Raw genomic sequence first — 24626 nt, 5'->3', positions numbered from 1 at the left:
TTAAAGCGCGTTAATACAATCTTTAACTAAGTCTGGGCCTGTATAGATTAAACCACTATACACCTGAACAAGACTTGCACCAGCTTCACGCTTAGCAACAGCTTGCTCACCAGACAAAATTCCACCAACACCAATTAATGGAACTTCACCATTCAATTCTTTTGAAAATGCAGCCAAACATGCTGTACTTTTTTCAAAAACAGGCGCACCCGATAAACCACCCGCTTCTTCAGCAAATGGTAAACCTTCAACGCCTTCACGTGACAATGTTGTATTTGTCACAATCAAACCATCAATTTTAAATTCAATCAGTTGTTTTGAAATGAATTGAATATCTTCTGCTTCAAGATCTGGTGCGACTTTAAGAACCAAAGGTACATAGTGAGAGTTTTCTTCAGCTAATTCTAGTTGACGCTTTTTCAGTGTAGATAATAACTCTGTTAAAGCATCGCCACTTTGTAAACTACGTAGGTTCTTTGTATTTGGAGATGAAATATTCACCGTAATATAAGATGCGTAGTTATAAACTTTCTCTAAGCAAATAAGATAATCATCTACAGCATTTTCTACAGGTGTATCGGCATTTTTACCAATATTAATACCCAAAATTCCTTTGAACTTTGATACTTTCACATTTTCAATAAGTTTATCTACACCATCATTATTAAAACCCATACGGTTAATAATGGCTTTTGCTTTTGGTAAGCGGAATAAACGAGGGTGCGGATTGCCAGTTTGTGGACGTGGTGTAATTGTGCCAATTTCAATAAAACCAAAACCTAAATCTGCTAATGCATCAATATAGGCACCGTTTTTATCTAGACCTGCTGCTAAACCTACAGGGTTTGGAAATTGAATTCCCATGCAAGTTACAGGTTTTGCAGGAACATTTTGTCGCATCAAGCCCATTTTGTGGGTTGATTTCAATAAAGATAGTGTCAGCTCATGTGCACGCTCTGGTGCTAAAGAAAACAACAAAGGGCGAGCAAGAGAATACAACATATCGGTAAAAGTCTACTGCTTTTTAAGTCGACATATTATAGGCATAGGGCGTAGAAAACACCATGCTTTGCAGTGTTTTATTTTTACCGTTTAATACCCTGTTGTTGTTAATTTAAACTAATTGGCGTAATAAACTAAAATTATTCAGCACTTAAGTTTAATTGTGTTATTTGTGTAATAAATCTAGTTATTAACAATAAATTTACAAACACAAATAACAAGCCAAATTGAATACTTAACTACTTGGAATAAACGCCTTATTTAAGGTAGATAATCCATCTGCAATCACCAATTGATCGTAAATTCGTGCTTCTGCCAATTGATATGGATGAAATGATTCTGAAGTTAAAATAGAAGAAATATGTGCAACCACATTCATATGACAAACCACAGCAATCGACTCATACGGTAATTGAGACAACCACTCTACCGCAACTTTTGCATCATCTTCAGGCTTAATGGTATTGCAAATAACAACAGGCACATCTTTAAAATATGCTTGTAAATGTGCAAGTGTTTCCTGTGCACGCAATAAAGGACTTACCACAAATACTTCAGGCTTAATCACGTCTTTTAAAAAATCAGCCGTTTCTTTGGCTTGATTATGACCACGCGCTGTTAAAGGTCTTTTATTGTCATTCCCCATAATTGCTGGAGCTGCTTCACCGTGACGAACAAGAGTAAGTTGCATAATACTGCCTATTTATTTTCTTAAAGTATAACGATTCAAAGATGGCAATTTAATGAAACTGCCATCTTTCTATTTTTTATTGTTGATGCGGTAAAATAAACTCAACATCACTTCGATGACCATTTTTCATCATAGAAAATGCGATGGAATTAACAGGCGCACCTTTGAAAATAATTTCATACAAGGCACACGTAATTGGCATATACACACCCAATGCTTCAGAACGCATGCGTACTTGAATAATCGTATTAATACCTTCCGCAGTTTGACCAAGCTCAGTTGTTGCTTGCTCTAGCGTTTTCCCCTTACCTAAAGAATATCCCACTTGGTAATTACGGCTCAGTGGACTATTACACGTCGCAAATAGATCACCAACACCCGACAATCCCAAGAAGGTTAATGGATTTGCACCAAGTTCAACTGCAAATCGGCTCATTTCTGCCAAAGCACGCGTTAAAATCATACTTTTGGTGTTTTCACCAACACCAAATGCAGCAGCCATCCCCATTGCAACGGCATAAATATTTTTAAGTGCACCACCTAATTCAACGCCATTTACATCATCACTTGCGAACACACGGAAAAGCGCACTATGCAAAGCATGTTGAACCGCATTACGTACAAGCTCTGAATCACTAGCAATTACAGTACCCGCAGGCTGACCTGCTACAATTTCTTTGGCTAAGTTTGGTCCAGAAAGCACACCAAAAGGAACTTCAGGTAGTTCTTCTTGGATAATATCGCTCATAAAACTAAAGGTATCTGCCTCAATACCTTTTGTTAAAGAAACTACAGCTTGCGATGAAATATAAGGTTGGATTTGACGTAAAACTTCACGGAATGAATGGCTTGGAATAGCAACCAAAATAATATCGCGGTCACGAACAGCAACTTCAATATCCGATACAGCTTTCAACTCTTTTTCTAAGGTGAAATCCGGCAAATAACGCTTATTAATATGCGTTTCATTTATTTCTTTAGCTGTTGCTTCATCACGAATCCAAATCATGGTGTCGCAACCATTACGTACAGCTGTATTTGCCATAGCTGTACCAAAACTACCACCACCTAAAACAGTTACGCGTAAGCCTTTGTTTTTTACTTCAGTTTCATTATTCAAAAAACTTGCAAAATCCAATTCACTCATTTTAATTTTCCAAAATCTAAATTACTTATTCCAAAAACTTACAAACTCATTTGTATGAATTTCACCGCGCGATGGAATCGCTTTTACCGCTGTTCCAATATAAATAATGCCTGAAATTAAATCATTTCCACCTAATTTTAGTGCTTGTTTAAAATGATTCGATTCAACCACAGCACCACTACGCCACATGGTAGAAAAACCTTGCGATTGTAATGACAATAAAAAGTTTTGAATTGCTGCACCCGTACTTAAGGTTTGCTCAAAATAAGGAACTTTAGGATGATCAACAAATTGTGTTAACGCCAAAACCAATAATGGCGCACGATATGGATGATTTTTCACACGTTCTAATTGTGCAATTTCAGTTTGCCCAGTATCTGCCAAAGCTTGAGAAAGCAACTCGCCAAATGCTTCACGCTGATCTTCTGGAATCACCACAAAACGTGTTGGCTTTAAACGGTGATGATCTGGTGCTGTAAGTGCAGCAAGAAAAGCTTTTTCTAATTGTTCTGAATTGGGTGCTGGCTCAACCAAGTGACCAATAGACTGACGTTGATGAATATTTTGATGAATGATATCGACCGCTGTATCCGCCATTGACTTCATAATCTACTTAAAAATTTTATTAAGATTAGCATAAACTCAGGCATTCAAGACAAATGTGTTATGTAATTTCATAGGATAAAATCATGATTTTTTCCAATGCATGTGATTTATCACATTTTTCTTATATAAGACTGCTAATCTCATACAAACTCTTAATTATTTCAGCATAAAGCTATGTTCCAATATATTTAATATATCAGGAGAATAAACAAATGAATAAGACTCTAATTTTAGGTTCTACACTTGCCAGCGCTTTACTACTTGGTGCATGTAGCTCCAATCCTGTTAATAATACAATTGCTATTCAAAAACCAAATAACCAATACGAAGTTACAGGCTTAGGAAAATCCGAAGTCATTGCTAAAAACAATGCTGTGCTTGCTGCAAATAAAACGTGTGGTAAATCAATTGCTATCGTTTTAGATGAAAAAACCACTTATAACGGTGCACTCAAAGGCGTTGTAGATGAACAAACAGGAAAAATGATTCAAGCTGCCGCAGGAATTCTGGGTACTATTGCAGGTAAAAGTGCAGATATTTCAAAAGTTGATGACTATCAAACAGTTCTAACATTTCAATGCCAAGCCAAATAATTTTCAAATGAAATACGCAATAAAAAACCGCTCAATTGAGCGGTTTTTTATTTATTTTTAATCATTAGATTTCATTTTCTAAAAACTGTTGCAATTAGCAATAACCATCTAAACGCGTAAGTGGTAATTTTTGTCCAATCGCTTTTTCAATTTCTGGTAAGTAGAACGCATCATCTTCAGATAAGAAACTGATACTCACACCACGCGTACCCGCACGACCTGTACGACCAATACGGTGAACATAATCATCCGACTGTTCAGGCAAAGTGAAATTCACAACATGAGACACGCCATCTACATGAATACCACGACCCGCAACGTCAGTTGCAATCATAATATTGTGTTGACCATTTTTAAATTGATCTAACATTTTCAAACGCTTGTCTTGTGCAATTTCACCCGACAACATCACAACTTTATAACCATCACGTTTAAGATGATCGTATAGCTTACGCACTTGATCACGGCGATTCGCAAAAATCATCACCTTTTCAATAGGTTCATCACGTAAAATTTCTTCTAACAATTTGTATTTGTCAGTTTTAGCAACCATATACACACGTTGTTCTACGTCTGCATTGGTTTTCTTTTCAGGTTCAATTTCAACAGTAACTGGTTCAAATAGCCATTGTTGTGCAAGATTTAAAACATCGTAGCTAAATGTTGCAGAGAACATTAATGTTTGACGCTGTTCTTTACGAGGTGAATAGCGAACAATACGTTTTACTGAAGGAATAAAACCCATATCCAGCAAACGGTCTGCTTCGTCAATCACTAAAAATTCAATTTGATCTAACCAAACTTCTTTTTGCTCCACAAAGTCAATTAAACGACCTGGCGTTGCTACAATAATATCGACAAAATTTTTGCTCAGTTCAGCTTTTTGCTTATCAAAATCTACACCACCCAACAAAGTAACTAAATGTAGATCTGTAAACTTAGTAAGTTCTTTTGCATCGCTTTCAATTTGCAATGCCAACTCACGCGTAGGCGCTAAAATAAGTGCACGAGTTTCACCACGGAAACGCTGTTCTTTAATCGGGTTATTTAATAAGTCATTAATTACACTAACAAGAAAGGCCGCAGTTTTACCTGTACCTGTTTGCGCGCGACCAATTGCATCGTGTCCCGCCAAAGTAAATTTTAAAACCTTTTCTTGAATTGATGTCATTTTAGTGAAGCCTAACGCATCAATTGCTTTTTTCAAATTTGGATGTAAATTTAAGGTTTCAAAACCAGCTGACATATTAATGTGCTCTAACTCATAAATAATAAATTTTATACATTATAAACAAAAAACGCTCCAATAAACATTGGAGCGTTTTCATTAGTCTAATTTTTCTATTAGTCTAACGGCTGAACTTCTTCAGCTTGGAAGCCTTTTTGGCCTTTAACAACACTGAATTCTACGCGTTGGCCGTCACGAAGCGAACGGTGGCCGTCGCCTTGAATAGCACGGAAATGAACGAATACGTCATCACCGCCATTGCGTTGAATGAAACCAAAACCTTTAGTGTCGTTAAACCACTTAACTACGCCTTGTTCGCGAGCAGCTGTCATTTAGTTAATCCTCATAGACTTAATTGAAGGACCACCCGGTGTTGCAAGCAGCAGACAAACAAAGCTTAAAAACATTTTTTTTATTTCCAAACTTATAATCATTCTGTAAAACTATTAACAAAATCCGGTTACATCCATTTCTAACTAGATTGTCCAATAACTTTATAGTTACCGTAACACCTAATTCACTTTGAGCTTATCATGGGTTTATTACAAATAATAGAGTTTTTTCACATATCTTATTCAGATTTAATCATATTTATTTTTCGATAGTTAATTTAAATATCTAATCTTATTCAGAATAAATAAAAATTCACATTTTCGCTTTTTTCTGCCAATTTTTAGTATAATTGACCTGTTTTTAAACGGTTTTAAATTGAATGCAAGACGTAAAACAAACTCTAGATATTATAGATGCAATGGGCAAACCTTGCCCTATGCCCCTATTAATGCTAAAAAAAGCACTCAAAAATGCGTCAGGTCAGCAATTCTTACTGAAGTCATCTGACCCACATAGCCAACAAGATGTGCTGAGATATTGCGAACTCAACAAATTGAAATGTGAAGCTAAAAGTATTTCAAATCATGAATTTCATTATATAATTGCTCAATAATTCATTTTTTAATCCTTTGGCATAAAAAATTACATTTCTTCACCATTTCCACTTAATTTAGTTGGATATTCACATTAATATGAATGTCATTGATAATTCATCGACACATCCTAAAGGAGTTCCTATGAGTGACAGCCGCAATCAGTTGATGCCCCTGTCATTATCAGCACCAGGTTCAAACCTTGGGGCTTATATTAGTACTGTCAACCAAATTCCAATTTTAACTGCCGAACAAGAAAAAGAATTGGCTGATCGTTATTTCTACGATCAAGATTTAGACGCCGCAAAAATGTTAGTGATGTCTCACTTACGTTTCGTGGTTCATATTGCCCGCAGTTATGCAGGTTACGGTTTACCTCAAGGCGATTTAATTCAAGAAGGTAACTTAGGTTTAATGAAAGCAGTAAAACGTTTTGACCCAACGATGGGCGTACGTTTGGTTTCATTTGCCGTGCATTGGATTAAAGCCGAAATTCATGAATATGTTATTCGTAACTGGCGTATTGTTAAAATTGCGACCACAAAAGCACAGCGTAAATTATTCTTTAACTTACGTAGCTTAAAAAAATCTTCTAAAAAACTCACACTTGAAGAAGCACAGTCTATTGCAAAGGACTTAAACGTTACCGCAGAACAAGTGCTAGAAATGGAAGGTCGTTTAACTGCTTATGATGCTGCATTTGAAGCATCTGGCGATGATGACGATGAAGGATCTACCTATGTAGCACCTGCACTATATTTAGAAGATAACCGTTACGATCCTGCAAAACTTGTTGAAAATGAAGATTATGAAGAGCAAAGTACAAATGCCCTTCACGATGCAATGGATCAACTTGATGATCGCTCACGCAACATCTTGCAACGTCGTTGGTTAGATGATGATAAGTCTACCCTACATGAACTTGCTGCTGAATATAATGTTTCGGCAGAACGTATTCGTCAGTTAGAAAAAAATGCGATGGAAAAAATTAAAGTTGCGATGTCTTCGAACTAATTTTTCATTATTTTTAAAAGGGCCTAGTGCCCTTTTTTAATGCTTTATCGTTCTATTTCATTTAATCAAATAATGAAAATATGCTAAGGTTAAGCGCAAATTTTGTATAGGAGAATGGCTTATGTGGCTTGCGATATCTGCATTAAATTTAGCAATTGCAGTTATGTTAGGTGCATTTGGTGCACATGGTTTAAAAGCATATGCAACAGAAGCTCAATTAGGATGGTGGCAAACAGCAACCGACTACTTCTTCTATCATGCTTTAGGTTTATTGGTACTTTCAATTATTGCGAAAGTTGTTCCACAAATACCTATTAAAATTAGTTTCCTACTGATACAAATTGGCATTTTATTTTTCTGCGGTTCTTTATATATCATGGCTTTAGGATTACCACGTGGTTTGGGTGCAATTACACCTATTGGTGGTGCACTCATGATTGCAGGATGGCTAGTCCTTGCATGGAATGCATTTAAATACGCGAAATGATGACAATTTAGGGATAAAAACGTGCAAATTTATTTAAATGGCGAACTTCAAAATACAACATGTTCCAACTTATTAGAACTTATTCAGGAACTTGCATTAGAAGGCAAACGCTTTGCTGTTGAACACAATGAAATGATCATTGCTAAAAGCAAATTACAGCAAACGATGATTCATGAAAATGATCGAATAGAAGTTATACATGCCGTCGGTGGCGGTTAATTTGGAGTTCCCATGGAAGATACCCCCCTTATAATTGGTTCACGTACATTTCAATCTCGCCTGCTTGTAGGGACAGGTAAATATATAGATTTAAATGAAACAGATCTTGCGATTCAAGCAAGTGGTGCAGAAATTGTCACTGTTGCAATTCGACGCGTGAATATTGGTCAACATCCTGATCAGCCAAATTTACTTTCTGTTGTACCTCCTGAAAAATACACAATTCTTCCAAATACGGCAGGTTGTTTCGATGCAAATAGTGCTGTACGTACGTGCATGCTTGCTCGTGAATTGTTAGATGGTCACAACTTAGTAAAACTTGAAGTTTTAGGTGATGAAAAAACGTTATATCCGAATATTACCGAAACATTAAAAGCTGCGCGTACTTTAATTGACGATGGCTTTGAAATTATGGTGTACACATCGGATGATCCTATTGTTGCTCAAGAACTTGAAAGCATGGGCTGTGTGGCGATTATGCCTCTTGGTAGTTTAATTGGTTCTGGTTTAGGTATTTTAAACCCACATACCATTTCTATTATTAAAGAAAATGCAAAAGTTCCTGTACTTGTAGATGCTGGTGTTGGTACAGCAAGTGATGCTGCTATTGCAATGGAACTTGGTTGCGACGGTGTATTAATGAATACCGCTATTGCTGCTGCTCAAAACCCTATTTTAATGGCTTCAGCAATGAAGAAAGCGATTGAAGCAGGTCGTGAAGCTTTCTTAGCGGGTCGTATGCCACGCAAACGCATGGCAAATGCAAGCTCACCTGAAACAGGTTACTTTTTTAAATAAATCCACATAGATTATTCATTTGAATATTTATCTGAATCTCCAATAAAAAAGGACTCTACATGAGTCCTTTTTTATTCAATATAACTTAAGGAATTAAGCCTTCATCTCGCATTGCAATTTGTACAGATTGACGTGCAGCTACTTTATTACGAAGCGCAACAACATTTTTATACGGTGTTAAATCGTGATGAATTAAATTAGACCAATTTGTAAGTACAAATAAGTAAGCATCTGCTGGACCAAAGTTATCATCCACCAAATATTCATTGTCCGATTTTTCAATTGTGCTATCGATATATTTCAATAATCGATCAATTTCTGCATACGCTTTTTGCTTTGCATCATCAGTTAATGGCGCACCAAAAAACACAGCATAAGCATCGTGTAATTCTGAGTTTAAATAGCCCAACCACTCTAAAACTTTTGCACGCCCTAAACCCGATGGTGGAATTAAATCTTGCTTAGGATCATGTTGTGCTAAAAAAGGAAGAATTGCGACATTTTCAGTTAAAATTAAACCTGGGTTAATTTCCAATGCAGGCACATAACCTTTAGGGTTAATGGTGTAATAATCTGTGCCTTTTTCTGTGATATGTGTTTTTGTATCAACGCGTTCTAAATCAAAATCTACATTTATTTCATTTAATATAATATGTGATGCAAGTGAACATGCACCCGGCGAATAATATAGCTTCATACTTGATCCTTGTTATTTATCTATACTCTGTTTTAAATTGCTTCGGTCAAACTTTCAAGTAAAGAAACCTACTTATTTTTATTAAATCGTAACTATTAAAGTCACAATTACATCTTCAATATTGTTCAATTACATAAATTATTCAAACTGAATATTCATACTTTTTTAAATAACGTTGCTTTAACATATGCAACTTTCGAATTTATTGAATATTGCACGTGATTAGCTTAAAAAAAGATGAGTGGTTTTCTAATATACGAACCGATGTTTTAGCAGGTTTGGTGGTTGGTTTAGCTTTAATTCCTGAATCAATTGCATTTTCTGCGATTGCAGGTGTAGACCCTCAAGTGGGTTTATATGCATCTTTTTGTATTGCGGTTTCTATTGCATTTTTTGGCGGGCGGCCTGCCATGATTTCCGCAGCAACAGGCGCACTTGCCCTGCTGATGATTACGCTTGTAAAAGAACACGGTTTGCAATACTTACTTGCTGCAACCGTACTTACAGGCATTATTCAAGTAATTGCAGGATATTTTAAAGTAGCCAAACTCATGCGTTTTGTTTCGCAGTCTGTGGTGTATGGCTTCTTAAATGCCTTGGCAATTTTAATTTTTGCCGCACAACTTCCTGAAATAAGCAAAATGGACAGTACAGCATTTATGTTTGTAGGTTTAGGTTTGGCAACCATCTACCTATTCCCCTATATTCCTAAAGTTGGCAAAAGCATTCCATCACCCCTTATTTGTATTATTGTTTTAAGCTGTTTAGCCCTATTTTTAGGTGTAGATATGCGAACAGTAAGTGATTTAGGTACATTCCCAGATACATTACCTATTTTCCTCATTCCTCAAATTCCACTCAATTTTGAAACACTCAGCATCATTCTTCCCTATTCTATTACGCTTGCTACAGTTGGTTTACTTGAAACTATGATGACTACAACTGTAGTCGATGAAGTGACTCAAACGCAAAGTGACAAACATAAAGAATGTCGCGGACAAGGCTTTGCTAATATTGTTAGCGGATTTATGGGCGGTATGGCAGGTTGCGCCATGATTGGACAATCGATTATTAATGTAAGCTCTGGTGCACGTACACGCTTATCTACACTTATTGCGGGCCTATTCTTACTGTGTTTAGTCGTGTTTTTTAAAGATTGGCTTGCTTATATTCCAATGGCTGCACTTGTTGCCATTATGATTATGGTGTCATTTACGACATTCCAATGGCATTCGATAAAACAATTTAGAAATCACCCTATTTCATTTAATGTGGTTATGATTTCAGTGATTATTGTCGTACTTGCAACGCATAACTTAGCCATTGGCGTATGTGTTGGGGTTTTACTTTCTGCACTATTCATTATTAATAAATTAGAAAGCTCAGTGAAAGTTGAATCTGTACTAATCAACAATGAGCGTAAATACATTGTTTTTGGGCAAATCTTCTTTAGCAGTTCAGATAAATTTTTACAGTTTTTCGACTTTAACGAAAACGTTCAGTCTGTAGAGCTAGATTTAACTCATGCACATATTTGGGATGTGACATCTGTAAATATGTTCAATAGCGTGGTGAAAAAGTTTAATGATAAAAATATTGAAGTGAAGATTATTAACTTAAACGAAGCGAGTAGCACACTTCTAGACAAATATAATTAATTTCAAACAAGAAAAGCGCTTATTGAGCGCTTTTCTTGTATTTTTTGTTCAATTTTTAGATAAAGCCATATAAAAGTTTGACTTGTGAAGCTCAGCACTTAAAATACCGCATTCGTAGTTTTTAACATTGCCAAAATTATGTCGAACGATCAATTAGACCAGCAAGTTGTAGAGCTGGAAAACCTGAATGAGCACCGTGAAATTGTAACTTTCATGCGCCGTTCTTCTCCGCTAAATACTTCTCAACGTACTGCGCTTGAACAATACGCTCACCTAATTTTGGAATATCCAGTTGGTGATTTACGCCAACACTTTGAACATCCTGAACACCCTTTAACTGTAGAAATTGGTTTTGGTATGGGACGTTCATTGGTACTTATGGCAAAAGCCAACCCTGAACGTAACTTTGTAGGTATTGAAGTACACGTACCTGGTATCGCGCAATGCGTATATGAAGCAGGTATGGCAGGTTTAACTAACTTACGCTTACTTGATGCAGATGCAATTCAAGTATTACGTGAAATGCCAGATAACAGCATTAATGCAATTCAATTATACTTCCCTGATCCTTGGCAGAAAAAACGTCATTTCAAACGTCGTTTCGTTTCTCATGACCGTATGCCATTGGTTGAACAAAAGTTAGAAATGGGCGGTACGTTCCACGCTGCAACAGACTGGGAACCATACGCTGAATGGATGTTAGATGTTTTAGATAATCGTCCAAATCTTGAAAATATGGCAGGTAAAGGCAATAGCTATCCTCGTCCAGATTGGCGTCCACAAACTAAATTTGAACGTCGTGGTTTAGAAGAAGGTCATAAAATTAATGACTTCCTTTTCAAAAAAATTAAGTAATATTTACTAATATCTAAGCATTAAGATTTAAGGGCTCTATAAGAGCCCTTTTCTTTTATCTATAATTTGGTATGTCTTTGTATAATTTGCTGACTGAGTAAAGCATACACTTCTTGTAAATCTTCTCTCTTTTCTTGTTTTAACATTTCTTGATGCATCTGAATGATATTTTCATCACCGCGCATTGCAGGACCTGTTTGCATATCTTTCGGATTATTCGCTAAAGCTTTATTCGCCGTTTCTTGAATTAAAGGATATAACAAACTGAAATCCACGTGTTTTGCATCGACAATTTGCTTTGCCATGTCATAACAATAATTACTAAAATTACAAGCGAAAATAGCAGCCAAATGTAAACTTAAACGTTGTTCTGAATTATAAGAATACACTTTATTGCTTAGGCTATTTGCTAAATAAACTAAATTTTCTAAATCCTGTTTATTCGCTGCTTCTATAAATAAAGGTGTATTTTCCCAGTCTATTTCACGTTCCAAACTAAACGTTTGTAGCGGATAAAATACACCACATTTATCGTGAGTTTTCGCCAAAACATTTAAGTGTGTACTTCCCGATGTATGCACAATACAAACATCTTTTAAATAAGGGCTAATTTGTTCAATTACACCTTTAATTGATTGATCACTCACGGCGATAATCATTAAATCAATATCAGTATTTATATTTTCAAAATTAGAAATTGCTTGTGCTTGAACTTGCAGTGACAGCCATTCTGCTTTTTCAAAAGTACGACTATAAATTTGTACAACTTGATGCTGTGAACCTAGCGCTTTTGCCAAATGATACGCAACTCGCCCTGCACCAATAAAACTAATTCTCATGATTCATTCACAACGTTTATTTTCTACAGCATGCCAATAAAAAAAGGACGAATCAACGCCCTTTTTAATCTTTAAAATAAATACAATATTCAATGTACAAATTAATTCATTTGTACTTTTTATAAATTATGAAATAAACTCATTTTACCTTTTCTATAGTTTCAGAACTTGGCAATTATTAATCTATAATGTAACCCCAAACACTACTTTCGAATTTGTATTTTCGAACCATTATTGTTCTACTCTAAAAATGATTTCACCACCATAAATAAAAGTACAGCCAAAATAAAGACTACAACATATTGTATTGGAAATGGTTTCTTCTTTTTACCAGAACGTGTAGCTCTCAACTCTTCAGGCTTTTTTAATTCTTCACGAACTTCTTCTACTGAATTTCTTATACCCGAAATTTTTAGCAAATCATCCGACCATGCAGGTAAAGCATTGAGTACTAATGGCATTTGCCCTTTAATTAAATGCCCAATCACTTGTATATCACTTGAGCCTGCTTCACTTACTAGTAAGTTTAAAGAAGGTCCGAGCGATGCATTTAATATGCTATTTACATCTTCTGTAGACGCTTCCCCACTAATATAATTTAAAACTTGCTGAGTAGTTTCTAAATTATTATCAAAAATCTCTGTGATATCTGGTTGGACTTGATCACGTAATTTTTCGAACAATTCTGGTTTGGCATTTATTGCGGATAATAGAATAGGATAAAAATCAGTTAAAGCCTGTTTTTTAAATAAAAAATCTTCTTTTTCTTCAGCAAGAACAATAGGTGTTACTTGTTGTTGTAATAAATAAATTATATTAAAAGACATTTCGCCCCCACGAATGTAAATGTCAGTTCAACTACTTATAGGTTATTTTTTATTCTATGTAAAACATTTTAAATTTCTTATTAAATATATTTATGTAACAAAAAAGTCAGCCTAGGCTGACTTTTTATCATTACACTTTAATTTAGTACCACAATTAAAGCTAAGCTGTAAAAGTACGAAGTGCTTTCGCTCGTACAGTTTGCTGAATTAATGGCGTATTTTTACCTTGAGAGATAATTGAATCTTTGGTAATTGTCCATTCAACTTCAGGATCAATTAATACCCAACCAGATTCAGCCACCCATCGATCATACATATTGGCAACTTTTGCAGGTGCAACAGTCACTTTTTCAACCCATTCTAAAGGTTCAAACAAACCTTCTTTAATCAGTTGAATACCAAATGGAATATAGGTATCAAACGCTGTAAATCCAGATAATGTTTCAGCAAATGGTGCCATTTTCGCAGAACTGCTTAATGGTTCATGGTGCGTACAAATCGCATCAATTACACCATCTTTCACACCTTGGCGAAGCAACTCTTTGTCTTTTTCAGAACGAAGTGGCGGACGCACGTGTGCAAGTGAGTTAAAACCATCAATCAATTGATCTGTTAAATGCAGTTGATGCATTGCAACATCACAAGTGATATTTAAACCTTTGGCTTTCGCAATTTTAATGAGCTCAACAGAGGCACCACATGACAATAAGCCAAAGTGAGCACTTACGCCTGTTGCTTCAATCATTAGCAAGTATTTTGCAATGGCAATGGTTTCTGCTAAAGCAGGAATTGTTGGCAAGCCTTGACGCGATGCAACAAAACCTTCATGCACACAACCATCTTTCGCAATTTGAGGTTCTTCTGCATAGAACACAACAGTCATATCTAGACCTGCTGCGTATTCTAATGTGCGAAGTACAACATCATCATTTTCAAAACTTGCATTGGCATTTGAAACAGCAGTACAACCGCCCTTTTTCAAACCAGCCATGTTTGCAGGTTGTTTACCTAATAAGCCTTGGGTTTGAGCACCAATTACTTGTAGATAAATACCACCATCTAACATCGCTTTTTCAACTAAGCCGTGAATAAGTGCGCCATTATCTTGAACAATTGGTTTTGAATCTGGTGGCGTGAATACGTGCAAAATACCATTTTCACGTGCCGCTTTACCTTCAGATTTTAACGTACCATGTTGTTGCTGACCCGGTTCACGTAAACGTGCGCACAAATCTACCATGGTTGGCATTAACCATTTGCCTTCACCACTAATGGTTTCAGCAACATTGGCTGTTTCGGCAACCAATTTGCCATTTTCAACATATACAGTTTGTACGCTGTCCGTTTTAGCAATTGGGTCTAAGACACGTACATTTTCAATTTTAACAATACTCATGACTATCCCTTATACCGCAAGTGCTTCTAGTAAACCTTTTTCTTGCAACTGACCTTGCATAGATAACGCAAGTACTGCCATACGAACTGCAATACCGTTTGTTACCTGATTCAAAATTACAGATTGCGAACCATCTGCAATGCTTGAGTCAATTTCTACACCACGGTTCATAGGACCTGGATGCATAACGATGCAATCTGGTTTTGCCAAAGCAAGACGTTCTTTATTCAAGCCGTACATTTTGTAGAATTCAGATTGTGAAGCCAACGCAGGAGAATCGATACGTTCATTTTGAATACGTAAGGTAATAATCACGTCGCAATCTTTAATACCATCTTCCATTTTGTTAAATAAGCGAACACCTTCGCCATATTCATCAAAACCATATGGAAGCAATGTATTTGGCGCAATGACACGAATATCTTTACAGCCCAATGTTTGCAATGCTGCAACATCTGAACGTGCTACACGTGAATGTTTAATATCACCAATAATGGCAATAGAAATATCTTCAAATTTTTTCTTAGTTTCACGGCGAATCGTTAGCATGTCTAACATTGCTTGCGTAGGATGTGCGTGACGCCCATCACCTGCATTAATAATGGCAATATTTGGACATACATCTTTAGCAATAAAATGTGCTGCACCCGAAGATGAGTGACGAACCACAAAAATATCTGCAGCCATCGCTTCTAAGTTCCAAAGCGTGTCACGTAACGTTTCACCTTTAGATGTACTTGAGCGAGCAATATCAATATTTAATACATTTGCAGAAAGACGCTTTGCAGCTGCTTCGAAAGTTGTACGAGTACGTGTAGAGTTTTCGAAGAAAAGGTTCATTACCGTACGACCTTCTAAAAGATTGTTGGTAATTAGCTGATTTTGGTCATTAAAAAAGGACTGTGCTGTGTCCAATATTTTTGTGAGAGTTTCTTTAGATAGACCTTCAATGGTCAAAAAGTGCTTTAGGTTTCCGTTTTGGTTGAGCTGAATCTGGCTCGGGGTATGCAGTGCCGCCAAATGCATGGTGGATTCCTTATATGCTAAGTCAACATATTATACAGACATTCAATCCAACTTTGCAGTGAAATACACTATTGAATGATCAAAATACATTTAACAATTACAATTAAAAACTCAATATCCAATAATAATTTCAATTAGATAGTTTTATCAAAAAGCTAAGTTGCGAATTTTAAAGATGAATTTAAAATCGTATTACATATATCAACAACTTGGTATTTTAGTTAAAGTTTCATTTTTAAAAGTCATATTTAGGGAATTTATAAATCATAAATATGTTTTAATAAAAATATATAAATAAGCTAATTTTCTAATGTCTGCCATCATTTCAATTATTTTAGTTGTATCCTTATATCTAGTTCATCGCTATTTTCTGAACAATCCTACAAATAGTCTTTTTGAATATGTATGTTATTTACTTCTTATTATTCTTTTGTCCATAAGTACAGGTTCGACCCAATTCCTTTTCCGAGTATTACTTTCGTAGTAAAGGGATAGTTATTAAAAGTTAATAATGACTTTTAGCTGTACACGATTATTTTTAGAAAACTTAAATAAACAATACAAAGCAAAAAATTTAACTTTATAAATCAATCTTAATTTCACATAAAAATAAAATAGAGGAGCACAAGCAAGAATCTGCTATAGTAGGCAACATCTAGTGGGCTTTTTTACACCTCAATACACCCTACCTTTATTAAATTGGGTTCTTAAACGGGTAACTCCCAAAGCTCAAAAAATTCTTTTATTTTATATCAATAGGTTACAATGAAAATTGTTATTCTAAACAAACCTTATGACGTTCTCTCTCAATTCCGTGCCGACGAAAAACACCAAACTATGGCGGATTTCGTTAACGATCCAACGTTGCGTCTTGCTGGTCGTTTGGACATGGACTCTGAAGGTTTAGTGTTTTTAACCGATCATGGTGGTTTAAACCAATACATCACGAATCCTGAAAATAAGAAGTTTAAGACTTACTTGGTTCAGGTTGAAGGTGATGTAACTGAAGAAGCACTTGAGCAACTTCGTAAAGGTGTAGAGCTTAAAGATGGTATGACTTTGCCTGCTAAAGCAGAAAAAGTGGAAGAGCCTGAATGGTTATGGGAGCGTAATCCTCCTGTTCGTTTCCGTGCGTCTGTGCCAACATCTTGGGTTGAAATTTCTATTTGTGAAGGTCGTAACCGTCAAGTTCGTCGTATGACTTCTGCGGTTGGTTTCCCTACTTTGCGTTTAATTCGTACTAAAATTGGTCAAATTGATTTAGTTCAAATGCAATTGAAACCGGGTGAAACGAAAGAGATTGAACCGCTTTTATACCCTGACTTTCAAAATGTTCCTGCGGAAGAGCCGTACCGTTCACGTTCTTATGTGAAAAAACCGGGTGGTACTGGCGGTAAGCCAATGGTTCGTAAGAATAAAGATGGTTCTGTTAAGAAAACTTCAGGTACTAAACGTATTTGGCAGATGGATGATAGCGAGAAGCCGAAGCGTAGAACCAATGGTACTACACGCCCAAATACGAAAGCGCCACGTGGCCGCGGACGTAACGGTCGTTAAGATTTAGAAATTTGCTATAAAACAAAACCCCTCAATTGAGGGGTTTTGTTTTAGGCTTTATAACAATAAGGTGAATGTATATTAAATAATGTATGATCACTATCCATCTCAGCACATAAGATATATTCCTCGCAATACTCATTTTCAAATGAATCTTTAAATTTAATAATAATCCTATTACGAACCCTATCATTATTAACAACAATTTCATCCATTTTATAAACTACTGGCATTGTTCTTAATTCATTTTTGCCTATAAAATCGACCTCATAAAGAACTTTATCATTTGAATTATATATCCCTATAGCACGGACATCCGCATTCTTAACTTCAAATGTTATTTCAAAAACGAATAAATTATTGAAACTATTATTAACTCTAATTTCATGAGAATCACACTCTAATAATTTCAATTTAATGTTATCTATTGATATAAATGGTTTTAAAACTTTTTTCTGACTCTCCAACTGTTCTCTTTGTAAATTAACTAACTGTGCTTGTTGTTTCACACCATCGCTCATTTCTTTTATTTGTGCTTGAAGTGCTTCTGAATTTTGAAAATATCCATAAATTAACCAAAGAAAAGCAACAGGTGCAAATACACCTGCTAAAAAATCTCCTAACTCATTAAAGGACTCTGGTCTTTCAAATAGCCCCAGTATATAAAAGCTAAATATTCCACCTAGCCATAAAATTGTCATCCAAACCGCAAACTTAGAACTTCTCTCATTCACTTTATTTTTCTACTCATAAATAATAAATTTCAGGCAATAAAAAACCCATACCTAAGTATGGGTTTTACATGATCTTTCCATTATAAGCAATTAAGCTTTAAGCCATTTTTCCGCTTTTACAGCATCTTCAACTTTAAGCTCAACTTCAGCTAAAACAGAACCCGAAGCATTCACTTCAAACTGCATTAACTCATCACGGCGGAAAGCATAAACAGTAAACACACCTTCCTCTTTCGCATATTGCTCAAGTAATTTTACAGATGCTTTTACGCCATCAATTGCAATAATCACATCTAGAGCAGAAAGACCTGCTTTCGCCCCAACTCCATCACGACGTGCAGATTGAACCACAACACCTTCAGGCTTATCGGCAAGTTTCAAACCAAATGGCAAAGTTTTGTCATTTTTTAAAGTATAAGAAACACCAAATTCAGGGAATAGCTGATCTAAAGGCAATTCATCTGTGGTATTAATCAAGTGATTAATCTGTTCAGACCAATCATCACCTGTTAATTCTTTGCACAATTCATAAATTGTACCTTCATGTACTTGAATGCCATTTTGTGCATTTTCGTACAACTTACACATTAAAGCATCTAAGCTAGAACCACGTAAACGCAAGCCTAAATCTAAGCACAGCGCAACCAAACAACCTTTGTTGTAATAGCTTGTACCTGCGTTATTTGAGTTTTCATCTTGACGGTAGAATTTCACCCAAGCATCAAAACTACTTTCCGCAACCGTTTGAATTTCTCGACCCGGGTTTTGTAAGTAACGATCAATTTGTGCTTTTAACAATTTAATGTATGAATCTTGGTTAATTACACCACTACGAAGCAAAATTAAATCGTCGTAATAAGATGTGAAACCTTCAAAAATCCACAATAAAGACGTATAGCCTTCACGGTTTAAATCGTAATTTACAAAGTTTTCAGGTCGAATAAACTTCACCAACCAAGAATGAAAATATTCATGGCTACACAAACCTAAAAAGCGTTGATAATTTTCAGATGGTTCTATAGGCTCATTGGCTTTTGGTAAATCATCACGCGGGCTAATTAAGCTTGTACTGTTCGGATGCTCTAAACCGCCATAACTATTGGCTGTTGCCATTGTCATAAAGGTATAGTCTTCAAATGGCGCAGAACCAAACATTGAAATCTCTGTCGCACAGATTTTTTCAATATCTTGTTTCATACGTTCAGCATTCATTTTGTGCTGACCTGAAACTACAAATTCATGTGCAATGCCATTTGCTTCAAAACTAAAGCGTGTTTGATCTGCCAATTCAAATGGAGAATCTATCAGTTCTGCATAGTTTTTCGCTTTTAATGTATAACGACCTTTCACCAAGCTTTTAGATTTTAAGCCCGTTGCCAATTGAAAATGCTTTAACTCTGGCGGTAAAAACACTTCAACTTCAACAGGTTTATCTTCATGCCCAACTAAGCCAATACAAGCACAAGCTGGGTTAATGTATAAACGGTTTTGATCTACATATGCGCCACGTACAGATAAATCATAAGCATATACGTCATATTCAACAGTAATCAGCTCATGATCTGTATTAAACAAACGCCATTTGTTCTTTTCAAATTTGCTAATTTTTAACAGACGACCATCTTCATCTGATGCTTTTACAGATTCGATGTGTTTAGAAAACTCACGAATTAAGTAACTGCCCGGAATCCAAGTCGGTAAAGTCAGAACTTGTGTAGGATCTGCCAAAAAGCGAAGTGTTACGTGTACAAGATGTTGACGATAATCGTCAAATTCGATTTGATAATGCAGCATAATAGGCAATTCAAAATATATTTTACAAAACTTAGTTCTAGCTTATCATTTTTTTTAAATACAGTGCTGAACTGTGTTAAATGTCTGCATTTTTGACTAGTCAGCTTTAAAAAAAAGGCATAGCATTTACCCTCTTTTGCGCTACAACAGTCACGGCCCGACTTGACTAAGGATTTTCATTGAAAGCTGTTATTTATGTACTCACAATATTGAGCATATTGTGTTCAACTTTAACTCAAGCTGCGTTACTCAACATTGTTCCACAAAGTGTGGAAGCCGAAGCTTGGACAATTTTAGACCCTCAGTCGGGTCAAGTCATTGCAGAACATAACAGCCATGTGCAAAGAGCACCTGCCTCTATGACTAAAATGATGGTCGCTTATATTGCATTTAAAGAAATTGAAGCGGGTCGCTTATCTTTAAATGAAATTATTACTGCTACACCTGTCGTCAATACGGTGCAATGGGATGAATCTCAAATGTACCTCAAGCCAACTGAAACGATTTCTGTAGATCAGTTACTTGCAGGTTTAATTGTAATGTCTGCAAATGATGCTGCGGTTACGCTTGCAGAACGTATTTCAGGTTCAGTTCCTGCATTTGTTCAGCGCATGAATAAAGAAGCACAAGCTTTAGGAATGAAAGAAACACATTTTTCAAACCCTGCGGGCATTACGATGGATGATCATTTATCATCTGCATACGATATGGCACTTTTAGGTCAAGCTGTAACAAAGCAAACGCCTGAATATTTGCGTTATTCTATTATGCCAAGTTTTAGCTATAACCAACGCTTTCACCACGCAACCAATTTGGCTTTAAAAACAGACCCAAGCGTAGATGGTTTAAAAACTGGCTTTACACGAGCAGCAGGTTATAACTTAACGTTAACAGCACATCGCCCAACTGCAGATTTAAACGCACCAAATAGACGTTTAATTGTGGTCGTAATGGGTGCAAAAAGTGCTCAAAAGCGCGCTGAAATTGCAGAAACATTATTAAACTTGGCTTATACCTACACACGCAATGAAGTCGCAATTAAAGAAAAACAAACCATTGCTGATATTCCTGTTGTTAAATCAACTTTAAAATTATTTAAAGTTACCGCAACAGAACCTAAATACGTTACGACATCTTTATACAACCAAATTTACGCAATTGATTTAGCAACGTATGACAAAGTAAACAACCGTGTCATGTTAAATACAGGTAATGGCACTATTCAGCAAATTGAACCACTTACTCAAACAAATACGCACTACGATGTTAAAGTGAATGCACAAGAAATTATTGCGCCTATTGCGAAAGTAATGCAGCTTGCAACGGTTCAGGTGTATCAAAATAACGTGCTGATTAATACGCTACATTTAAACCAAGATGTTCAAGTTGAAGAAGCAAATATCTTCCAAAAAATCATCATGTGGTTCTCTAGCTTATTTTCTAGCAATGCAGATAAAGTAAAAATTTATCCACTTCAAAGTTAAGCATTTCAACCTAAAGACATAAATAAAAAAAAACTCAAGTAACGGTTTACTGTTACTTGAGTGGCTTTAAACTTAATAGTGTTGAAACACCAATTCTTATATCTATATTGCTTTATTTTTTTATTATTTCCCCAATAAAAACAATGCTATTCCCTTTTATTAACGTAAGCTTCCAATATAGTGATGCGACACTTGCGCTTTATAAACCTCCTCCTCAGTCGCTTCATAAGATGCCTGTAATTTTTCTGCCGATTCTTCTAATATTTGAACAGGTGATTTAAATTCTTGTTTTTCAGTTTCTAATCCTAAAATTTTCTTCAAGCTTTCTGCATGTTTAATTAAATCTTCATCCTTAGTTTCTAAAGCCAATGTAATAACATACTTTGCATAATCTGCATTTTCTGAAAGATAAACAACATCAACAACCCGTCCTGACACTCTTCTTAAGCGCGTGTAAAGTAAAGTTGCTACCGAAAAAGCAGAGTTCCCCAAATTGCTATAAATCTCCCTATTCATATTTCCCCCATTTAAAGTTTTAATAAAAATTCTTATTTTATAAAAAGCAAAATGCATACCAATTTATAAATTCATGTCTATTTTTAATAAAATTTATTTTTTAAACTGTGTAAATAAGGTTTATTTACAATAAAAATGCATTTAAAAATCACTAGACTCTAATTTTCCTACATATCTTCACCTGTAGATCAGCCCAAAAGCATGAAAATACGTTAAAATAGTAGATTGCTTTTTTGCTTTTGGAAATTTACATGAATTCGAAACCCCGTCTTTCTACATATTGGGTTACCTGTGCAGATGGACTTGAAACCTTACTCCAAGAAGAAATGGAAGGTTTAGGTATTCAAAATATTGAACGTCTACCTGGTCGATTAATTTTCCAAGGCAATTTAGAAAACGCATACCGTGTTTGCATGTGGTCACGTTTGGCTTCACGTGTACTTATGCCTATTCATACACATGAAATTGAATTTTCACATGATGCTCGTGATGTTGCAGAAGAGCTTTATGAAGGTGCAATTAGCTTCGATTGGTCGCTTATTTTTGCACCACAAAGTACCTTTGCTATTCGTTTACACGTAGAACGTGACATTAAGGTAAATACGCAATTTGCAACTTTACGTGCAAAAGATGGTGTTGTTGACTCGTTTATGGAAGCTGTGGGCAAACGTCCAAGCATCGATACAAAACAACCTGAAATTACAATGTTCATTCTTGCAGGTAAAACTGAGCATACGTATTGCCTAGATTTATCTGGTGATTCTTTACATAAACGTGGCTATCGTCGTTTTATGACAGATGCCCCGATTAAAGAAAACCTTGCAGCAGCAATTTTACATAAAGCAAAACTTGCAGAAAAAAATCCAGACATCATTCTTGACCCAATGTGTGGTTCAGGAACATTCATCATTGAATCATTATTCATTTTGACTGATCGTGCGCCTGGCTTAGTGCGTCGTTTCGGCTTTAATGGTTGGAATGGTCATAACCATGAACTTTGGATGTCAATTAAAGCTGAAGCTGCTGAACGTCATGCTGCTGCGCTTGAAAAACAATTACCAAAATTCTATGCATTTGATGCAGACTGGGAAGCAGTAAAAGCAACAAAGCAAAACATTATTGCTGCGGGTTTTGAATCTATTTTAGATCAAATTCAAATTGAAGAACGTACGCTTGCAGATTGGCCTAATTTCGAAAATGAAGGCAAAGTTTCATTTGTTGTAACTAACCCTCCTTATGGTGAGCGTTTAGGTGAAAAAGCATCTAATAAAGCATTGTATTTAGGTTTATCTGCTTTATTACAAAAGCATTTCCCAAATCAATCTGCTGCCGTTATTGCATCACAAGTTGAACAAGCAGACGTTCTTGCATTCAACGATCCGCAAATTCTGCGTTTAATGAATGGTAAATTACCAATTTACATTCGTTTTGGTACTGTAAAACCTGCTCCTGTAAGCAAGCCTTTCTTAGAAGAATGGCAACCTCGTCAATTTGAAGAAATTGAAGGTGCAATGGAGTTTGCAAACCGCCTAACAAAGAACATGCAGAACCTTAAAAAATGGGCTGTAAAAGAAGGCATTTACTGCTTACGTTTATACGATGCAGATTTACCTGACTTTAATGTTGCTGTCGATTTATATGGCGATCGTTTACACGTTCAAGAATATGCACCACCAAAACAAATTGATCCTGAAAAAGCAAAACGTCGTTTCAATCTTGCTTTACTTGCAATTCGCTCTGTAACTGGTTTAGGTCGTGACGCTATTTTCATTAAAACGCGTGCTCGCCAAGAAGGTAAAACTCAGTACACAAAACAAAGTACTGCATCTAAGCGCTTTATTGTGCAAGAAGGCAAAGCTAAAATTTTAGTGAACTTAACTGACTATTTAGATACAGGTTTATTCCTCGATCATCGTCAAATGCGCTTACGTATTGCTGCTGAAGCAAAAGGCAAACACGTTTTAAACTTGTATAGCTACACATCTACAGCAAGCTTACACGCTGCTTTAGGTGGCGCTGCTAGCACTACAAGTGTCGATTTGTCGAATACATACCTAAACTGGTCTAAAGAAAACTTTGTACTAAATGGTTTAACTGTAGATCATCCAGATGAACAGCATCAATTCTTTGCAAGCGACTGTTTCGAATGGTTGAAAGAAGGTCATGAGCAATATGAATTAATCTTCATTGACCCACCTACTTTCTCTAACTCTAAAAAGTTCTACGGTACTTTTGACGTTCAACGTGACCATTTGTCATTACTTAAACGTGCAATGAACCGCTTAACAACTGACGGTACTTTATACTTCTCGAATAACTACCGCGGTTTTGAAATGGATGAAGAAATCTTAGCATTCTACGATGTTCAAGAAATTTCAAATGAAACCATTGGTCCAGACTTTAAACGTAATACAAAAATTCACCGTGCGTGGAAAATTTCTCACCCACAAAACGAGCAGAATTAATCATTAAGTTTTTGCTTTAAATAAAAAAACCGAGCCTTGGCTCGGTTTTTTTATTTTCATAAAAGTA

At 35.8% G+C, this 24626-nt stretch carries 25 protein-coding genes; 11 read left to right on the top strand and 14 right to left on the bottom strand.

Annotation, left to right across the window (positions count from 1 at the left end):
• From SKM54_RS08670 to SKM54_RS08655, 4 genes are all read right to left on the bottom strand, one after another.
• Complete coding sequence (locus SKM54_RS08670) at positions 1-1002, bottom strand: quinone-dependent dihydroorotate dehydrogenase (RefSeq protein ID WP_321095147.1); 1002 nt, start codon at positions 1000-1002, stop codon at positions 1-3.
• Positions 1003-1237: 235 nt separating this feature from the next.
• Positions 1238-1693, bottom strand: a complete 456-nt coding sequence (locus tag SKM54_RS08665) for a phosphoglycerate mutase family protein (RefSeq protein WP_321089678.1) — start codon at positions 1691-1693, stop codon at positions 1238-1240.
• Positions 1694-1769: 76 nt separating this feature from the next.
• Positions 1770-2840, bottom strand: coding sequence for an NAD(P)H-dependent glycerol-3-phosphate dehydrogenase (locus SKM54_RS08660; protein ID WP_321095146.1), 1071 nt, complete (start codon positions 2838-2840; stop codon positions 1770-1772).
• Between the two features lie 21 nt (positions 2841-2861).
• The gene (locus SKM54_RS08655; RefSeq protein WP_321089676.1) at positions 2862-3437 is read right to left on the bottom strand and encodes a nitroreductase family protein; all 576 of its coding nucleotides are present in this window, start codon (positions 3435-3437) and stop codon (positions 2862-2864) included.
• Positions 3438-3658: 221 nt separating this feature from the next.
• Here SKM54_RS08655 and SKM54_RS08650 point away from each other — a divergent pair, with 221 nt between their 5' ends.
• Positions 3659-4039, top strand: a complete 381-nt coding sequence (locus SKM54_RS08650; RefSeq protein WP_321095145.1) for a hypothetical protein — start codon at positions 3659-3661, stop codon at positions 4037-4039.
• Positions 4040-4133: 94 nt separating this feature from the next.
• Here the strand turns inward: SKM54_RS08650 and rhlB are convergent, their stop codons facing one another.
• Together rhlB and SKM54_RS08640 are read right to left on the bottom strand one after the other, a co-directional pair.
• Positions 4134-5285, bottom strand: coding sequence for an ATP-dependent RNA helicase RhlB (gene rhlB, locus SKM54_RS08645; protein WP_154772177.1), 1152 nt, complete (start codon positions 5283-5285; stop codon positions 4134-4136).
• 98 nt (positions 5286-5383) lie between these two features.
• Positions 5384-5599 carry a cold-shock protein gene (locus SKM54_RS08640; protein WP_004280099.1) on the bottom strand — a complete coding sequence of 72 codons (216 nt, stop codon included), beginning with the start codon at positions 5597-5599 and terminating at the stop codon, positions 5384-5386.
• A 380-nt stretch (positions 5600-5979) separates the two neighbouring features.
• Here SKM54_RS08640 and SKM54_RS08635 point away from each other — a divergent pair, with 380 nt between their 5' ends.
• The 5 genes from SKM54_RS08635 (at position 5980) to SKM54_RS08615 (ending at position 8711) form a co-directional block, all read left to right on the top strand.
• Positions 5980-6213 (top strand): sulfurtransferase TusA family protein, encoded by a 234-nt coding sequence (locus SKM54_RS08635; RefSeq protein ID WP_154772178.1) that lies wholly within the window; start codon positions 5980-5982, stop codon positions 6211-6213.
• Between the two features lie 124 nt (positions 6214-6337).
• Entirely contained in the window at positions 6338-7207 is an 870-nt protein-coding gene (gene rpoH / locus SKM54_RS08630) for an RNA polymerase sigma factor RpoH (RefSeq protein WP_154772179.1), read from the top strand.
• Between the two features lie 121 nt (positions 7208-7328).
• Positions 7329-7694, top strand: coding sequence for a DUF423 domain-containing protein (locus SKM54_RS08625; protein WP_321087107.1), 366 nt, complete (start codon positions 7329-7331; stop codon positions 7692-7694).
• A 21-nt stretch (positions 7695-7715) separates the two neighbouring features.
• On the top strand, positions 7716-7913 hold the full coding sequence (gene thiS, locus SKM54_RS08620; protein WP_171501214.1) for a sulfur carrier protein ThiS: 198 nt from the start codon (positions 7716-7718) through the stop codon (positions 7911-7913).
• A gap of 12 nt (positions 7914-7925) precedes the next feature.
• Positions 7926-8711 carry a thiazole synthase gene (locus SKM54_RS08615; protein ID WP_321095144.1) on the top strand — a complete coding sequence of 262 codons (786 nt, stop codon included), beginning with the start codon at positions 7926-7928 and terminating at the stop codon, positions 8709-8711.
• Positions 8712-8796: 85 nt separating this feature from the next.
• Here the strand turns inward: SKM54_RS08615 and SKM54_RS08610 are convergent, their stop codons facing one another.
• Positions 8797-9408, bottom strand: coding sequence for a glutathione binding-like protein (locus SKM54_RS08610; protein WP_311917634.1), 612 nt, complete (start codon positions 9406-9408; stop codon positions 8797-8799).
• 218 nt (positions 9409-9626) lie between these two features.
• On the opposite strand from SKM54_RS08610, the gene SKM54_RS08605 reads away from it, so the two are divergent.
• Both SKM54_RS08605 and trmB read left to right on the top strand, forming a co-directional pair.
• On the top strand, positions 9627-11066 hold the full coding sequence (locus SKM54_RS08605; protein WP_321095143.1) for a SulP family inorganic anion transporter: 1440 nt from the start codon (positions 9627-9629) through the stop codon (positions 11064-11066).
• Between the two features lie 138 nt (positions 11067-11204).
• Positions 11205-11921: a tRNA (guanosine(46)-N7)-methyltransferase TrmB gene (gene trmB, locus SKM54_RS08600; RefSeq protein WP_154772184.1), complete on the top strand. Its 717-nt coding sequence runs from the start codon at positions 11205-11207 to the stop codon at positions 11919-11921.
• A gap of 59 nt (positions 11922-11980) precedes the next feature.
• Here the strand turns inward: trmB and SKM54_RS08595 are convergent, their stop codons facing one another.
• From SKM54_RS08595 to SKM54_RS08580, 4 genes are all read right to left on the bottom strand, one after another.
• Entirely contained in the window at positions 11981-12760 is a 780-nt protein-coding gene (locus SKM54_RS08595; protein WP_154772185.1) for a Rossmann-like and DUF2520 domain-containing protein, read from the bottom strand.
• 239 nt (positions 12761-12999) lie between these two features.
• The gene (locus tag SKM54_RS08590) at positions 13000-13587 is read right to left on the bottom strand and encodes a hypothetical protein (RefSeq protein ID WP_321095142.1); all 588 of its coding nucleotides are present in this window, start codon (positions 13585-13587) and stop codon (positions 13000-13002) included.
• A gap of 160 nt (positions 13588-13747) precedes the next feature.
• A complete protein-coding gene (locus SKM54_RS08585) occupies positions 13748-14983 on the bottom strand; it encodes a dihydroorotase (protein WP_321095141.1) in 1236 nt (411 codons plus the stop codon).
• Positions 14984-14992: 9 nt separating this feature from the next.
• Positions 14993-16009 carry an aspartate carbamoyltransferase catalytic subunit gene (locus tag SKM54_RS08580; RefSeq protein ID WP_321095140.1) on the bottom strand — a complete coding sequence of 339 codons (1017 nt, stop codon included), beginning with the start codon at positions 16007-16009 and terminating at the stop codon, positions 14993-14995.
• A gap of 765 nt (positions 16010-16774) precedes the next feature.
• Between SKM54_RS08580 and SKM54_RS08575 the strand changes: the two genes are divergently transcribed.
• Entirely contained in the window at positions 16775-17566 is a 792-nt protein-coding gene (locus SKM54_RS08575) for an rRNA large subunit pseudouridine synthase E (RefSeq protein ID WP_321087093.1), read from the top strand.
• Between the two features lie 50 nt (positions 17567-17616).
• On the opposite strand, the gene SKM54_RS08570 is transcribed toward SKM54_RS08575, so the two are convergent.
• Together SKM54_RS08570 and SKM54_RS08565 are read right to left on the bottom strand one after the other, a co-directional pair.
• Entirely contained in the window at positions 17617-18300 is a 684-nt protein-coding gene (locus SKM54_RS08570) for a hypothetical protein (protein ID WP_321095139.1), read from the bottom strand.
• A gap of 90 nt (positions 18301-18390) precedes the next feature.
• On the bottom strand, positions 18391-20094 hold the full coding sequence (locus SKM54_RS08565; RefSeq protein ID WP_321095138.1) for a M61 family metallopeptidase: 1704 nt from the start codon (positions 20092-20094) through the stop codon (positions 18391-18393).
• A 179-nt stretch (positions 20095-20273) separates the two neighbouring features.
• Here SKM54_RS08565 and SKM54_RS08560 point away from each other — a divergent pair, with 179 nt between their 5' ends.
• A complete protein-coding gene (locus SKM54_RS08560) occupies positions 20274-21578 on the top strand; it encodes a D-alanyl-D-alanine carboxypeptidase PBP6B (protein ID WP_321095137.1) in 1305 nt (434 codons plus the stop codon).
• A 159-nt stretch (positions 21579-21737) separates the two neighbouring features.
• On the opposite strand, the gene SKM54_RS08555 is transcribed toward SKM54_RS08560, so the two are convergent.
• On the bottom strand, positions 21738-22094 hold the full coding sequence (locus SKM54_RS08555) for a hypothetical protein (RefSeq protein ID WP_154772193.1): 357 nt from the start codon (positions 22092-22094) through the stop codon (positions 21738-21740).
• Positions 22095-22345: 251 nt separating this feature from the next.
• Here SKM54_RS08555 and rlmKL point away from each other — a divergent pair, with 251 nt between their 5' ends.
• Positions 22346-24559, top strand: a complete 2214-nt coding sequence (gene rlmKL / locus SKM54_RS08550) for a bifunctional 23S rRNA (guanine(2069)-N(7))-methyltransferase RlmK/23S rRNA (guanine(2445)-N(2))-methyltransferase RlmL (RefSeq protein ID WP_154772194.1) — start codon at positions 22346-22348, stop codon at positions 24557-24559.
• The last annotated feature ends 67 nt before the right edge of the window (positions 24560-24626 follow it).

The sequence above is a fragment of the Acinetobacter faecalis genome, from assembly GCF_034187745.1.
GTDB lineage: Bacteria > Pseudomonadota > Gammaproteobacteria > Pseudomonadales > Moraxellaceae > Acinetobacter > Acinetobacter faecalis.
Note: the sequence above shows the minus strand (reverse complement) of the source record. Positions and strands in the feature narration are given on the sequence as shown.